Source organism: Mycobacterium sp. PDNC021, assembly GCF_048282635.1.
Classification (GTDB): Bacteria; Actinomycetota; Actinomycetes; order Mycobacteriales; family Mycobacteriaceae; genus Mycobacterium; species Mycobacterium llatzerense.
In genome coordinates, this window is sequence record NZ_CP182502.1 from 4,509,468 (window position 1) to 4,523,249 (window position 13,782).

General features: G+C 66.0%; 14 protein-coding genes. 10 read left to right on the forward strand and 4 right to left on the reverse strand.

Annotation, left to right across the window (positions count from 1 at the left end):
- Positions 1-264 precede the first annotated feature (264 nt).
- From ACNO8X_RS21575 to cobC, 4 genes are read right to left on the reverse strand one after another with little or no spacing between them, the layout of a single operon-like run.
- Complete coding sequence (locus tag ACNO8X_RS21575) at positions 265-1,353, reverse strand: bifunctional RNase H/acid phosphatase (protein ID WP_418002638.1); 1,089 nt, start codon at positions 1,351-1,353, stop codon at positions 265-267.
- Positions 1,350-2,102, reverse strand: coding sequence for a zinc ribbon domain-containing protein (locus ACNO8X_RS21580; RefSeq protein ID WP_418002639.1), 753 nt, complete (start codon positions 2,100-2,102; stop codon positions 1,350-1,352). The genes ACNO8X_RS21575 and ACNO8X_RS21580 overlap by 4 nt, the downstream gene beginning before the upstream one ends.
- An 11-nt stretch (positions 2,103-2,113) precedes the next feature.
- A complete protein-coding gene (locus ACNO8X_RS21585; RefSeq protein WP_418002640.1) occupies positions 2,114-3,238 on the reverse strand; it encodes a Nif3-like dinuclear metal center hexameric protein in 1,125 nt (374 codons plus the stop codon).
- Positions 3,235-4,245 carry an Rv2231c family pyridoxal phosphate-dependent protein CobC gene (gene cobC / locus ACNO8X_RS21590; RefSeq protein WP_418002641.1) on the reverse strand — a complete coding sequence of 337 codons (1,011 nt, stop codon included), beginning with the start codon at positions 4,243-4,245 and terminating at the stop codon, positions 3,235-3,237. The genes ACNO8X_RS21585 and cobC overlap by 4 nt, the downstream gene beginning before the upstream one ends.
- Positions 4,246-4,393: 148 nt before the next feature.
- On the opposite strand from cobC, the gene ACNO8X_RS21595 reads away from it, so the two are divergent.
- The 10 genes from ACNO8X_RS21595 (at position 4,394) to ACNO8X_RS21640 (ending at position 13,771) form a co-directional block, all read left to right on the forward strand.
- Positions 4,394-5,032, forward strand: coding sequence for an HAD-IA family hydrolase (locus tag ACNO8X_RS21595; protein ID WP_418002642.1), 639 nt, complete (start codon positions 4,394-4,396; stop codon positions 5,030-5,032).
- Complete coding sequence (locus ACNO8X_RS21600; RefSeq protein WP_418002643.1) at positions 5,025-5,513, forward strand: low molecular weight protein-tyrosine-phosphatase; 489 nt, start codon at positions 5,025-5,027, stop codon at positions 5,511-5,513. Before ACNO8X_RS21595 ends, ACNO8X_RS21600 begins: the two co-directional genes overlap by 8 nt.
- A complete protein-coding gene (locus ACNO8X_RS21605; protein ID WP_418002644.1) occupies positions 5,513-6,358 on the forward strand; it encodes an SURF1 family protein in 846 nt (281 codons plus the stop codon). Before ACNO8X_RS21600 ends, ACNO8X_RS21605 begins: the two co-directional genes overlap by 1 nt.
- Before the next feature lie 244 nt (positions 6,359-6,602).
- Positions 6,603-7,787, forward strand: coding sequence for a lipid-transfer protein (locus ACNO8X_RS21610; protein ID WP_418002645.1), 1,185 nt, complete (start codon positions 6,603-6,605; stop codon positions 7,785-7,787).
- 1 nt (position 7,788) lies between these two features.
- Positions 7,789-8,208, forward strand: a complete 420-nt coding sequence (locus tag ACNO8X_RS21615; protein WP_418002646.1) for a MaoC family dehydratase N-terminal domain-containing protein — start codon at positions 7,789-7,791, stop codon at positions 8,206-8,208.
- Positions 8,205-8,600 (forward strand): MaoC/PaaZ C-terminal domain-containing protein, encoded by a 396-nt coding sequence (locus ACNO8X_RS21620; RefSeq protein ID WP_418002647.1) that lies wholly within the window; start codon positions 8,205-8,207, stop codon positions 8,598-8,600. The genes ACNO8X_RS21615 and ACNO8X_RS21620 overlap by 4 nt, the downstream gene beginning before the upstream one ends.
- 14 nt (positions 8,601-8,614) lie before the next feature.
- Positions 8,615-9,445: an SDR family NAD(P)-dependent oxidoreductase gene (locus tag ACNO8X_RS21625; RefSeq protein WP_418002648.1), complete on the forward strand. Its 831-nt coding sequence runs from the start codon at positions 8,615-8,617 to the stop codon at positions 9,443-9,445.
- 22 nt (positions 9,446-9,467) lie between these two features.
- Positions 9,468-10,625 (forward strand): acyl-CoA dehydrogenase family protein, encoded by a 1,158-nt coding sequence (locus ACNO8X_RS21630; RefSeq protein WP_418002649.1) that lies wholly within the window; start codon positions 9,468-9,470, stop codon positions 10,623-10,625.
- A 25-nt stretch (positions 10,626-10,650) separates the two neighbouring features.
- Positions 10,651-12,180 (forward strand): AMP-binding protein, encoded by a 1,530-nt coding sequence (locus tag ACNO8X_RS21635; protein WP_418002650.1) that lies wholly within the window; start codon positions 10,651-10,653, stop codon positions 12,178-12,180.
- Between the two features lie 43 nt (positions 12,181-12,223).
- Positions 12,224-13,771, forward strand: a complete 1,548-nt coding sequence (locus ACNO8X_RS21640; protein ID WP_418002651.1) for a long-chain-fatty-acid--CoA ligase — start codon at positions 12,224-12,226, stop codon at positions 13,769-13,771.
- Positions 13,772-13,782 lie beyond the last annotated feature (11 nt).

Sequence of the window (13,782 nt, forward strand, 5' to 3'; positions counted from 1 at the left end):
CTGCCTTGAGGTCGAATCATGACTGATGTCAGCAAGTTCCACGACGTCCATGGCCAAACGGGTCGGCAACGCCGGCAGCTCTGCCCAGCTGCGGTCAATACGCGTTCAACAACCGTTTGAAATGTTGCTACGCAGATTCTGCGCGGGCGACAGCTTTCGGACTATGTCCGCAACCGACGAAAAAACGAGAACTACCCGTCCCGCTCTGTCCTGACGCAACAAACCTGTGAACCAGCAAACCCCAGCGCGGCACAGAGGGAGGGTCTACAGATAGGCGGTCTGATTGACCAATCGCACCGCGGAGCCGCCGTCGCCGTAGAACTCGGCGATGCTCAGCGACGCCAGGTCCAGGTGCAGCCGATACAGGATGCCCGGCCCGGCATCGAGCGCCTGCCGCAGGATCGTCTTGATCGGCGTCACGTGCGAGACCACCAGCACCGTCGTCGCGCCGTGCTCGGTGATGATCCGGTTGCGAGCCCGGCGGATCCGGTGCGTCACCGTATCGAAGCTCTCGCCGCCCGGTGGCGCGACGCTGGTGTCCCCCAGCCAGCTGCGGTGCAACTCCGGATCCCGTTTGGCCGCTTCGCCGAACGTCAGGCCTTCCCAATCGCCGAAGTCGGTCTCGATCAGGTCGTCGTCCACGGTGACTTCCAGCCCGAGCGCGCTCGCTGCCGCCTTCGCGGTGTCCAACGCCCGCTGCAGGGGTGAGCTGATCACCGCCGAGATTCCTTCGATACCACCGACATACGCGGCGGCCGCGGCGGCCTGCTCGCGACCCAACTCCGTCAGCGGCGGGTTGCCCCGACCCGAGTAACGGCGGTGCACCGACAGCTCCGTCTGCCCATGTCGCAGCAGCAGGAACCGGGTCGGCGCGCCCACAGCACCGGTCCAACCAGGTGGGGATGGTTGTGCCGCAGCGGCTTTCGGCTCAGGAACCGAAGTAGCCGGAGCCGCCGCCGCGTCCATGGCCTCGTTGGCCAGCCGGTCGGCATGTGAGTTCTGCGCCCGCGGAATCCACGTGTAGCTCACCTGCCCGAACCGCCGCGCCAACGCGGCTGCCTCCCGGTTCAACGGGATCAGGTCCGGATGCTTGACCTGCCAGCGGCCGGACATCTGCTCGACCACCAGCTTCGAATCCATCGACACGGCAACGTCATCGGCATCCAGGGCGGCCGCGGCCTCCAGGCCCGCGATCAGCCCCCGGTATTCGGCGACATTGTTGGTCGCCACCCCGATGGAGTCGTTGCGCTCGGCCAGCACCTCGGCGCGGTCGGCCGAAAACACCACGGCGCCATAGCCCGCGGGTCCCGGATTACCGCGCGACCCGCCGTCAGCCTCGACCAGAACTCTCACAGACCGGTTTCTCCGACGCGGAAGTCCTTGACCCGCACCAGAATCACCCCGCACTCGGGGCAGCGCAGCACGTCGTCGTCGGCGGCCGCCGAAATCCGGGACAGCTCACCACGGTCCAGGTCGATGCGGCACGCACCGCAGCGGGCCCCCTGCAGCAGCCCGGCACCAGGGCCGCCTTGCTTGCGCTGCTTTTCGTACATTTCTGCCAGTTCCGGCGCCACCGAGCCCAGCAGAGCCACGCGGCGGTCACCTGCCACCGTCCGTGACTCGTCGATGGACACCAGTGCGTTGTCGCGCTCGACCTGAGCCGTGGTCAGATCACCCTGCAGCGCGTCGATCAGCGCCAACTCCTCGGCCTGCTCGCCCTGCAGCTCTTCACGACGTTGCATGATCTCCAGCTGCTGCTCCTCGAGCGCGGCCTGCCGGCGCTGCAGCGTCTCCAGCTCGTGCTGCAGTTCGGCCACCTGCTTGGCCCCGACCGAACCACTGTCCATCAGCTGCTCATCGCGGGTCTCACGCTGGCGGACCGCGTCGATCTCGGACTCGAACTTGGCGATCTGAGCGTCCAGATCCTCGACGGCGATGCTCAGTGCCGCCAGCCGGTCGTTGGCTTCGCGGTGCTCGGCCTGCACAGCGTCGAAGCGCTGCTGCTCGACCAGGTGCGTCGACCGGTGCGTCAGGCGGGTCAGCGCGGCGTCCACTTCGGCCACCTCGAGCAACAAACGTTGTTGCGACACTTCAGCTTTCATGTTCACGTCTCTCAGCAGGTTATCTCGACGTTCCAGGGGTCGGTACGGATCTGGCTGACCCGCACCGGCAACGCATCACCGAATTGTGCACGCAAGACCCCGGCGGCCTGCTCGCACCATGGAAATTCACTGGCCCAATGCGCCACATCGACCAGCGCGACGTCCGACGTGCGACGGTGCTCGTCGGCCGGATGATGGCGCAGATCGGAGGTCACGTAGACGTCGACACCCGACCGGGTCACCGCGCCGAGCAGCGAGTCGCCAGCTCCCCCGCAGACCGCGACCCGGGACACCAGCGCGTCCGGATCGCCTGACGCCCGCACCCCCCACGACGTGGTGGGCAAGCCGCGCGCGACGCGGGAAGCGAAGGCCGACAATGGTTCCGGTTCGGGCAGCGAGCAGATGCGCCCGATCCCGACGTCCGACGGCAGCGGCGCCAGGGTGAGCACGTCGAACGCCGGTTCCTCGTAGGGGTGCGCCGCGCGCATCGCCGTCAGCACCGCCCGCCGCAGCCGGGACGGCGCGATCACCTCGACCCGGTCTTCGGCCACCTGCTCGATGGCGCCGACCATGCCGATGGTCGGCGTCGCGCCCTCGTGCGGCAGGAACTGACCGACACCCATCGTCATCCAGCTGCAGTGCGAGTAGTCACCGATCTGGCCGCCACCGGCGGCGAACATCGCGTCCCGGACCGCATCGGCGTTCACATGGGGCACGAAGACAACCCATTTGTCCAGTTCAGTACGCGATTCAGCAGGGTCGAGCACGCCGTCGACCTGCAGTCCCAACGCCTCGGCCAACGCGTCCGACACCCCCGGTGCGGCGGCATCGGCATTGGTATGCGCGCTGAACAGCGCCGCGCCGCGGCGGATCAGCGAGTGGATCAGCGCGCCCTTGCCGGTATCGGCGGCCACGGTGTCGACCCCGCGCAGCAGCAGCGGGTGGTGCGCCAGCAGCAGTCCGCCGTCGGGCACGGACGCCCCGACGTCCGCGGTGGCATCGACCGCGATGGTCACCGACTCCACGTCCTCGGCCGGGTCACCGCAGACCAGGCCCACCGAGTCCCAGCTATGCGCCAGCGCCGGCGGATACGCGCGGTCCAGCGCGGCGATCACGTCACGCAACGGCACACTCACCAGAGCACCTCCTGTAGAGCCTCGACCAGGACCGGCCACTCGGGCCGGACCGCCGCACGCAGGTAGCCGTCGGGCAGCCCGAAGAACGTGTCACAGCGGCGCACCGCAATCCCCTTCTCCGCCAAGTGCTTCCGGGCCAGTTCAGCATCCGGCACCGAGAACAGGACGAAGGGTGCGACGCCGTCGGCCACCGGGAAACCGGCCGCCGTCAGACCCGCCGCCATCTCGGTGCGCAGTTCAGCCAACCGGCGCGCGCCGGCCTCGGCCTCGGCGACGGCGGCCGGCTCGCTGCACGCCGTCAACGCCTCCAGCTGCAGCGTGCCCAGCGGCCAGTGTGGCCGTTGTGCGGTGAGCCGCGCCAACACCTCGGGCGCACCCAGCGCATAGCCGACCCGCAGCCCGGCCAGCGACCAGGTCTTGGTCAGGCTGCGCAGCACCACGACGTCGGGCAGTGACCGGCCGGCCAGCGACTCCGGTTCGCCGGGTACCGCGTCGGCAAAGGCCTCGTCGACGACGACGAGGCGTCCGGGGGCCCGCAGTGCCAGAATCTCGTCGCGGCGGTGCAGCACCCCGGTCGGGTTGGTGGGATTGCCCACAACCACGAGATCGGCGTCGGCCGGCACCGTGGCGCCGGACAGCCGGAACGGTGCCTCCAGCACCACCTGGGCGACGGACACCCCCGCGGTGTCGAACACCGCTTTGGGCTCGGTGAACGACGGCGCGATCAGCGCCGCCAGGCGGGGTCGTAGCTGCGGGAGCAGCGCGAACCCCTCGGCTCCGCCGGCCAGCAGCGCCACCTCGTCGAGGTCACGCCCGTGCCGAGCCGCCACGGCCGAGCGGGCCGCGTCCACGTCCGAGGAGGTCGGATAGCTGCCCAGATCGGCCAGCCGGGCCGCCAGCCGGTCGGCCAGCCATTGCGGCGGGCCGGCACCCCGGACGTTCACCGCGAAGTCGAGCATGCCGGGCGCCACGGCCTGATCACCGTGATAGCGCGCCCCGGGTTCCACAGGTAAACCCTAGATCAGAGGTGCCAGCAGCCGAGAAGGACCAAATGGTCGCTCGTAGGGCCCTCAACGCAGCCGTTTGGTCCTTCTCGAGCAGGAACTCGTCTGGTGCGCGGCGCAGGCGCCCAGGTACATCAGGGACAATGGCACCGTGACCCCGCAGTTGGTGCTATTCGACCTCGACGGGACGCTGACCGACTCCGCCGAGGGCATCGTCGCCAGCTTCCGCCATGCCCTCGGCGCGATCGGCGCCGACGTGCCCGACGGTGACCTCGTCGAACGCATCGTCGGCCCGCCGATGCATGTGACGCTGAGCTCGCTCGGCCTCGGCGAGAAAGCCGACGAAGCCATCGCCGCCTACCGCGCCGACTACACCACCCGCGGCTGGTCCATGAACCGCATGTTCGACGGCATCGAGGACCTGCTGGCCGACCTGAAGGCCGCCGGGGTGCGCCTGGCCGTCGCGACGTCGAAGGCCGAGCCGACCGCCCGGCGCATCGTCGAGCACTTCGGCATCGACGAGCATTTCGAGGTCGTCGCCGGCGCCAGCATCGACGGCACCCGGTCGGCGAAGGCCGACGTCGTCGCCCATGCGCTCGCCCAGCTGGCCCCGGTGCCCGCCGAGGTGCTGATGGTCGGCGACCGCTCGCACGACGTCCACGGTGCCGCACACCACGGCATCGACACCGTCGTCGTCGACTGGGGTTACGGCGCAACCGATTTCACTGAGGACTCGACGGTCCGGCGGGTCGCCACCGTCGACGAACTACGGGAGGTGCTGGGTGTCTGACCCCGTGCACGTGACGTTCATCTGCTCGGGCAACATCTGCCGGTCGCCGATGGCCGAGAAGATGTTCGCCCACCAGATCAACGAGCGCGGGCTGGCCGATCTGGTCCGGGTGACCAGCGCCGGCACCGGCGGCTGGCACGCGGGTGACCCCGCCGACAGCCGGGCCGAGCGCGTGTTGCGCGCGCACGGCTACCCCACCGCGCACGCCGCGGCGGCCATCAGCGACGAGCACCTGGCCGCCGACATGGTCGTCGCCATGGGCCGCAACCACACCCGCATCCTCGGTGACCTGGGCGCCGACCCGGACCGGGTCCGCATGATGCGCTCGTTCGACCCGCGTTCGGGCGCCCACGCACTGGACGTCGAAGACCCGTACTACGGCGGCATCGACGACTTCGAAGAGACCTTCGTGGTGATCGAGGCCTCGCTGCCGGGTCTGCACGACTGGGTCGACAAGCAGCTGGCGGAGCGAGGCGACTGATGCGCCGGCTCGGGTTCCTGTTCCGGCCGCAGTGGCTGGCCCTGTTCGTCGTGGTGATCGCGTTCGCCTATCTGTGCTTCACGGTGCTCGCGCCGTGGCAGCTGGGCAAGAACACCCGCACCTCGCGGGAGAACAACCAGATCGCGTCGTCGCTGAACACCGAGCCCGTGCCGCTGACTTCGGTCCTGCCGCACCAGGATTCGTCGGCTCCGGACGCGCAGTGGCGAAAGCTGACGGCGACGGGCCACTACCGCCCCGAGGCGCAGGTGCTGGTCCGGCTGCGGACCGACGACGGCGACCCGTCCTACGAGGTCCTCACGCCGTTCGCGGTCGACGGCGGCCCGACGGTGCTGGTCAACCGCGGCTACATCAAGGCCGGCGAGGGCGTGCCGCCTTTTGCGGCGCCGCCGCCGGGAACGGTCACGATCACCGGGCGGCTCCGGGACGCCGAACCCGTCATGTCGGGGAAGGAACCGTTCAAGCAGGACGGCATCACGCAGGTGTACTCGATCAGCACGATTCAGATCGCGCAGCTGACCGGCGTGCCGTTGACCGCGGAATACCTACAGCTCGTCGACGGCCAGCCGGGCGGGCTCGGGGTCATCGCACTGCCTCACCTCGATGCCGGCCCGTTCCTGTCGTACGGCATCCAGTGGATCGCGTTCGGCATCGTCGCGCCCATCGGCCTGGGCTACTTCGTGGTTGCCGAGATGCGGCAGCGCCGGCTGGAGAAAGCCCAATCCGGTTCGAGCACAGAGACTTCCGGCGGCCCCGACCCTGACGAACCGGCGACCCCGCTCACTGCCGAGGAAAAGCTCGCCGACCGATACGGCCGGCGCCGCTGACGGCGACCCGCGCCGCGAACATCTACCCGCCGAAACGGCGGCCCAGCAGGTTGCGCGACCTTCCTGAAACGCGGCCCACCAACCTGTCGGTCTGCACTCTGCAGCGCTAGCCCGTAAACCTCGACCCGCCTTGCCTCGCTATGCCGATTTCGGACCACACCGGCGATCCACAAAAACGGTTCTTGCCCATGGCGCCGCCCCGTGCTCTACTTAAGTGAATTACTAATAGTTAGGTGGACGGGCAATGAAACGACGGGTCATCGTCGCGGGAGTCGGAATGATTCCCTTTACAACGCCGCGCGCAAGTGAATCGTACGATGTCATTGGCGAGAAAGCCGCTCGGTCGGCACTCGCCGACGCCGGCGTGGACTACGCGGATGTGAATCAGGCATTTGTCGGCTATGTGTATGGAGACTCGACAAGCGGGCAGGCAGCGCTCTACGGTATCGGCCAGAGCGGGATACCCGTGATCAACGTCAACAACAACTGCTCGACGGGTTCATCAGCCCTGTTCCTCGCCCGCCAGGCCGTGGAGTCCGGCGCGGCCGAATGCGTTCTCGCTCTCGGGTTCGAGCAGATGCAACGCGGCGCCCTCGGCTCGATGTGGAGCGACCGCCCGACCCCCTTCCGGCGTTTCGACGAAGTCGCCCACGCAATCCAGGGTGTGGACGAGTCACCCTTTGCCGCACAGTATTTCGGTGGCGCGGGACGTCAATACGCCGAGAAGTACGGCACCGCGCCCGAGACCTTCGCCAGGATTTCGGTGAAGGCGCGCCAGCACGCGGCCAACAACCCCTATGCGGTGTTCCGGGACGCCGTGACAGTCGAGGAAGTCATGGCCTCACCCCAGATCTACGGGCCCCTCACCCGGCTACAGTGTTGCCCACCTACCTGCGGTGCCGCGGCAGCCGTCGTCTGCAGCGAGGAGTTCGCACGCAAGCACAATCTCGACGCGTCGGTCGCGATCAAGGCTCAGGCCATGACAACCGACTCCCCGTCGACCTTCGAATCCAACGACATGATGCGCGTCGTCGGCTACGACATGGCCAAGGCCGCGGCCGACAAGGTGTATGAAGCCTCGGGCGTATCGCCCACCGATATTCGCGTCGTCGAGCTGCACGATTGCTTCACCGCGAACGAGCTGATCACCTACGAGGTCCTGGGTCTCACTCCCGAAGGTACTGCCGAGAAGTTCATCCTCGATGGCGACAACACCTACGGCGGCCGCGTCGTCACCAACCCGTCCGGCGGGCTGCTGTCCAAGGGGCACCCGCTCGGTGCGACCGGTTTGGCGCAGTGCGCCGAGCTGGTCTGGCAGTTGCGGGGCACTGCCGGAGCGCGGCAGGTCGACGGCGTGACGGTAGCGCTGCAGCACAACATCGGGCTCGGCGGCGCGGCCGTCGTCACGCTGTACGAGAAGGTGAGCTGACATGTCCATCGACACCGCTGCCATCGGAACCGAGCTTCCCGCTACAACATTGACCGTCGACGCCGGACGGTTGCGGTTCTTCGCCAAGGCGATCGGCGACACCGTCGACGACGATCTGCGCGTGCCACCGACATTCCTGTTCTCGATAGAACTGGAGAACCCGAATCCGTTCGCCTGGGCCGACCAGCTCGGCATCGATCTGCGGTTCGTGCTGCACGGCGAGCAGTCGTTCATCTATCACTCACTCGCGCACGCCGGCGATGTCCTGACCGCGACGCCGCGGATCACCGACATCTACAGCAAGAAGGGCGGCGCGCTCGAGTTCATCGTCAAGGAGACGACAGTGACACGCGCCAACGGTTCGCTGGTAGCCGATCTCAAGACCGTCATCGTCGTCAGGAATCCAGGAGCAGGCAAGTGACCACACAAACACTCACGGCCGGAACCGAGCTGGCGCCCTTGAAGATTCGTCCGATCTCGCGGACCACGCTGGCCTTGTTCGCCGGCGCCTCGGGCGACCACAACCCCATGCACATCGACATCGACGTGGCGAAGTCCGCCGGTCTGGACGACGTGTTCGCGCACGGGATGCTGTCGATGGCCTACCTGGGCCGGCTGCTGACCGACAACTTCGATTTGGCGAGCATCCGCTCCTACCGGGTGCGATTCGCATCCATCACACCGGTACACGGCAAGCCGACCGCCACCGGCAAGATCACGTCCGTCGAAAACGGCCTGGCCACAATCGAACTCACCGTCACTCTCGAAGACGGCACCGTCACACTCACCGGCGACGCCACCGTCGCACTCTGAAAGGCACTGCAAACATGGGAACTCTTGACGGCAAAGTCGCCATCGTCTCCGGCTCGGGCCGCGGCATCGGCCGCGAGATCGCGTTGAAGCTGGCCTCCGAGGGCGCGAAGGTCGTCGTCAACGACCTCGACGCCGAACCGGCCAAAGAAACCGTCGCCGCTATCGAAGCAGTTGGTGGACAGGCAGTTTCGTGTGTGGGTAGCGTCACCGACGCTGATTTCGGCGAGCGCTTCGTGCAGGCCGCCGTCGACAATTTCGGCGGCCTCGACATCATCGTCAACAATGCCGGCTACACCTGGGACTCGGTCATCCAGAAGATGACCGACGAGCAGTGGGACGCGATCCTCGACGTACATCTGAAGGCACCTTTCCGGATACTGCGCGCCGCCCAACCGGTGATCGCCGCCCAGGTGAAGAAGGCCAAGGAAGCCGGCGAGCCGATCCCGTGCCGCAAGGTCGTCAACATCTCGTCGATGGCCGGCACCGGCGGCAACGCGGGCCAGGCCAACTACTCCGCGGCGAAGGCCGGCGTCACCGGTCTGACCAAGACCCTCGCCAAGGAGTGGGGCCGCTACAACGTCACCGTCAACACAGTCGCATTCGGCTTGATCAAGACGCGTCTGACCTCGGCACCTGCCAGCGGTGACGGCACCATCGACGTCGGCGGAAAAGAGATCAAGGTCGGCGTCAACCCGAATCTGCTCGCTGCGATGGAACAGATGATCCCGCTCGGCCGCGGCGGCGAACCCACCGAAGCAGCAGGCGCTGTCTACCTATTCTGCATCCCCGAATCCGACTACGTAAGCGCGCAGACATTGCTCTGCGGCGGTGGCTTCAACTTCTAAAGGACAGAATGACGTGACAACCGTGGCTGAATTCAAGTACAGATCGCCCTGGGCCGACGACGAAGTCGTCGCACTCAAGGAAATGGCAACCAAGTTCCTTGTCAACGAAGCGCTTCCGCACCGCGAACGGTGGATCGAGCAGAAGCGCGTCGACCGCGAATTCTGGCTCGAGGCAGGCCAGCAGGGCCTGCTTTGCGCATCGATCCCGGAGGAGTATGGAGGTGGTGGCGGCACATTCGCCCACGACCTCGCGATCTTCCAGGCCTCGCTCGAGCTCACCGAGATGGGTTTCGGCACCGGTGCATCCGTGCACAGCGGTCTCGTCGCGAACTACATCAACGTCTACGGAACGCACGAGCAGAAGCTGCGTTGGCTGCCGAAGATGGCCAGCGGTGAGTTCATCGGAGCCATCGCCATGACCGAGCCCGGTGGTGGGTCGGATCTGAAGGCAATCCGCACGACTGCGATCCGGAACGGTGACCACTATGCCGTCAACGGTTCCAAGACTTTCATCTCGAACGGCTTCAACGCAGACATCGTCATCCTCGTGCTCAAAACCGATCCATCCGCCGGGGTCAGGGGAGTTTCGCTGCTCGTCGTGGAGACGCGTGACCTACCCGGATACCGCGTCGGCCGGGTGCTCGACAAAGTTGGGATGAAGGCACAGGACACCGCTGAGTTGTTCTTCGAGGACATGGCGGTTCCGGTGACCAACCTTCTCGGTGAAGAGGGAAAGGGCTATTCGTACGCGATCACCCAACTCGCGCACGAGCGGCTCCTGATCGCCGACGCTGGCGCCACAATGGCCGAGGCCGCCGTCGCTGAGACCGTCAAGTACACCAAGGAACGCCACGCGTTCGGTGGCCCGCTGTTCGAGTTGCAGAACACGCGTTTCGAGCTCGCGCAATGCGCGACGCTTGCCCGGGTGACGCGGGTGTACGTCGACAGTTGCATCGAACGCCACCTACGTGGCGAGCTCGACGCCGCCAGCGCATCGATGGCCAAGTCGTATGCGACCGAGGTGCAGTGCGAGGTGATCGATCGCTGCGTCCAGCTATTCGGTGGCTACGGCTACATGCTCGAGTACCCGATCGCTCGAATGTATGCGGATTCCCGCGCGCAGAAGATCTACGCCGGCGCGAATGAAGTGATGAAGGAACTGATCGCGCGCTCGTTGTAGTCGGGCCCAATCGAAAAGGATGGCCATGTCAGAGCAGTTGCCGATGATCCGATGCGCCGACGAGACCCGCACCCACGAGGAAGCGGCCGATCGGACAGCACGAATAGCCACCGGACTGCGTGGACTCGGTGTCCGTCCAGGCGACCGGATCGCACTGTTGCTCTACAACGACATCTCGTTCGTCGAGATCATCGGCGCGGCCAGTCTGATCGGCGCGGCGTCGGTGCCGTTGAATTGGCACCTGAGGGCCAACGAGTTGCACTATCTCGTCGAAAACAGCGGAGCCTCAGTTATTTTCGTACACAGCCCGTTCATGGAGGTGATCCGCGAGGCGGCGCCGGACCGGACTCTGATCGAAGTATCGACCGCGGGTGCGCTCACGGATGCACTCAATCTCACCGCGGAACAGACGGCTGCGCGAGGCGGCTGTCTGCAGCTCAATGCCTGGCGCGCGGAGCAGAAGCCGTTCACCGGGCCGGCCGAAAAGGCGCCGATGAGCGTCATCTACACCTCGGGAACGACCGGCTCGCCCAAGGGCGTCTTGCGGGATCCGGTGGCCCCGGACTGCCAACTGGACGTCGCGGGCCTCTTCATGCAGACACTTGCGGTCGCGCCCGGCAGCAGGACCCTTGTTGTCGCGCCGATGTATCACTCAGCGCCGAACGCGCACGCGGCATTCGCCGCCAAACTCGGGTTGGACACGACGATCATGCCGCGGTTCGACGCGGAGGAGATGCTCGCACTGATCGAACGGCATCGCATCAACCATGTGCAGTTGGTTCCAACACATTTCGTGCGGATGCTTGCACTGCCCGCAGCGGTGCGCGCTCGCTATGATCTGTCTTCCCTGCAAGCAGTGGTGCACGCCGCGGCACCGTGTCCGCCCGAGGTCAAACATCGGATCATCGAGTGGCTGGGTCCGATCGTGAACGAGTTCTACGGTGGCACCGAGACCGGCGGGGTGGTCGCTTGCGACAGCGTGGAATGGCTCGCGCATCCTGGCACGGTCGGCAAGCCGCTACGCGATGGCGCTGTGCGGATTCTCGACCCCGATCGTCGCGACGTCCCGCTAGGACAGTCCGGAGAAGTGTTCCTCAAGCCGCCGTCGTGCTGGCCCGACTTCACCTTCATCGGCGACCCCGGGAAGCGGGCCCGCATGGACTTCGAGGGCTACGTGAGCATCGGCGATGTCGGATACCTTGACGCTGAGGGATTCCTCTACCTCAATGACCGGGCCATCGACATGGTGATATCAGGCGGGGTGAACATCTATCCGAGCGAGATCGAGAACACCCTGATCTCGCACGAAGGAGTAAGGGACGCAGCGGTATTCGGCGTCCCAGACCCCGAATTCGGCGAGAAGTTGGTGGCACACATCGACGTCGACCCCGAAGCGGGTCTCGACGAGCAGGAGATCCGCAGCTACCTCGCCGCGCGGCTGGCGCGGTTCAAGGTCCCGAAGGTCATCGTCTTCGACGACGATCTGCCACGTGAGGCGACCGGCAAGTTGATCAAGCGCCGTATCCGGCAGCAGTACCTCGACTCCGTGCTGTGACGGCCCGGGACTCCCCCAATTTCGCCCGACCAGGAGCACATCGATGTATCTGACCCAATCACTCCATCGCGCGGTTCAGCAGCGTCCCGGTTCGATCGCGACGATATTCAACGACCGAGTCCGGACGGTCGCCGAGTCCGCTGACCGCATTGCTCGGTTTGCGGGCGCATTGCGCGGGCTTGGAGTCGAGGAGGGTCACCGGGTAGGAATTCTCAGCCTGAACTCCGATCGGTATCACGAGTACCTCTACGCGGTGCCGTGGCTCGGCGCAGTACTGAACCCGGTGAACATTCGTTGGAGTCCCGCGGAGATCGTGTACTCACTGGCAGAGTCCCGCACCAAGATTCTGCTCGTGGACGACGCGTTCGCTCCCATGATCGAGCCGATCCGAACGGCTTTCCCCGGACTCGAGACCGTCATCTTCATCGGCGACGGTGCGCAACCGGCCGGCACCGTCTCCTACGAAACGCTTGTCGCGCAAAGCGATCCCGTCGATGACTCCTACGCCGGCAGCGATGATCTTCTCGGCGTGTTCTACACCGGAGGGACCACCGGGCATCCCAAGGGGGTGATGCTCAGCCACAACAACATCGTGACAGCGGCGCTCGGTCCTCAGGCGACGACGCGGGTGGTCACGCCGGGCGGCAGGCTGCTGCACGCGGCTCCGATGTTCCACCTTGCCGACTTCGCGGCATGGACGATCGGCAACCTCGTCGGGGTCACACACGTCATCGTGCCGATGTTCACCTCGGCCGGCGTCTTGAAGGCCATCGCGGAGCACCGGATCGACTCCGCACTGCTTGTCCCGACCATGATCCAGATGCTGGTCGACGATCCGGCGCTGACCGACCACGACCTCAGCAGCGTCCAGAGCGTCATCTACGGCGCATCGCCGATCGCCGACGCGGTGCTGGATCGCGCGCAAGCGGCTTTGCCTGCCGCCAGATTCACCCAGGCCTACGGCATGACCGAATTGTCCGCCGTGGCCACCGTGTTGACGCCCGAGGATCACGACGTACCCGAATTGCGCCGCTCAGCCGGGCGCGCGTGCGTGCACGTACAAGTGCGGATCGTCGATCAGAATGGCAACGAGGTCCCGCGTGGTGAGGTCGGTGAGGTTGTCGTCAAGGGCGACAACATCATGCTCGGATATTGGGATCGGCCTGAAGACACCGAAGCCGCGATCGTCGACGGTTGGATGCACACCGGCGACGGCGGCCGGATGGACGAGAACGGATACGTGTTCATCGTCGACCGCATCAAGGACATGATCATCACCGGCGGTGAGAACGTGTACAGCGCCGAAGTCGAGAATGCACTGGCGAAGCATCCCGCCGTCGCGTCGTGCGCGGTCATCGGAGTACCGGATCCGCAGTGGGGCGAGCGCGTACACGCGGTGGTCGTGTTACTGCCCGGTCGGACGACAACCGAGGATGAGCTCCGCGAACATTGCAAGGCGCTGATCGCGAACTACAAGATTCCACGAAGCGCCGAGTTCGTCGATGCGTTGCCCCTGTCGGGGGCTGGCAAGATTCTCAAGCGCGAGCTCCGGAAGAAATTCTGGGAGGACACTGCAACACAGGTTTCTTAGGTCATCGAGGA

Excerpts from the sequence above, each read along its gene's own strand:
- ACNO8X_RS21615 (WP_418002646.1), top strand. The coding sequence starts at position 7,789 with ATGTCCATCGACACCGCTGCCATCGGAACCGAGCTTCCCGCTACAACA.
- ACNO8X_RS21640 (WP_418002651.1), top strand. The coding sequence starts at position 12,224 with ATGTATCTGACCCAATCACTCCATCGCGCGGTTCAGCAGCGTCCCGGT.
- ACNO8X_RS21610 (WP_418002645.1), top strand. The coding sequence starts at position 6,603 with ATGAAACGACGGGTCATCGTCGCGGGAGTCGGAATGATTCCCTTTACA.
- ACNO8X_RS21580 (WP_418002639.1), bottom strand. The coding sequence starts at position 2,102 with ATGAAAGCTGAAGTGTCGCAACAACGTTTGTTGCTCGAGGTGGCCGAA.
- ACNO8X_RS21605 (WP_418002644.1), top strand. The coding sequence starts at position 5,513 with ATGCGCCGGCTCGGGTTCCTGTTCCGGCCGCAGTGGCTGGCCCTGTTC.
- ACNO8X_RS21635 (WP_418002650.1), top strand. The coding sequence starts at position 10,651 with ATGTCAGAGCAGTTGCCGATGATCCGATGCGCCGACGAGACCCGCACC.
- ACNO8X_RS21625 (WP_418002648.1), top strand. The coding sequence starts at position 8,615 with ATGGGAACTCTTGACGGCAAAGTCGCCATCGTCTCCGGCTCGGGCCGC.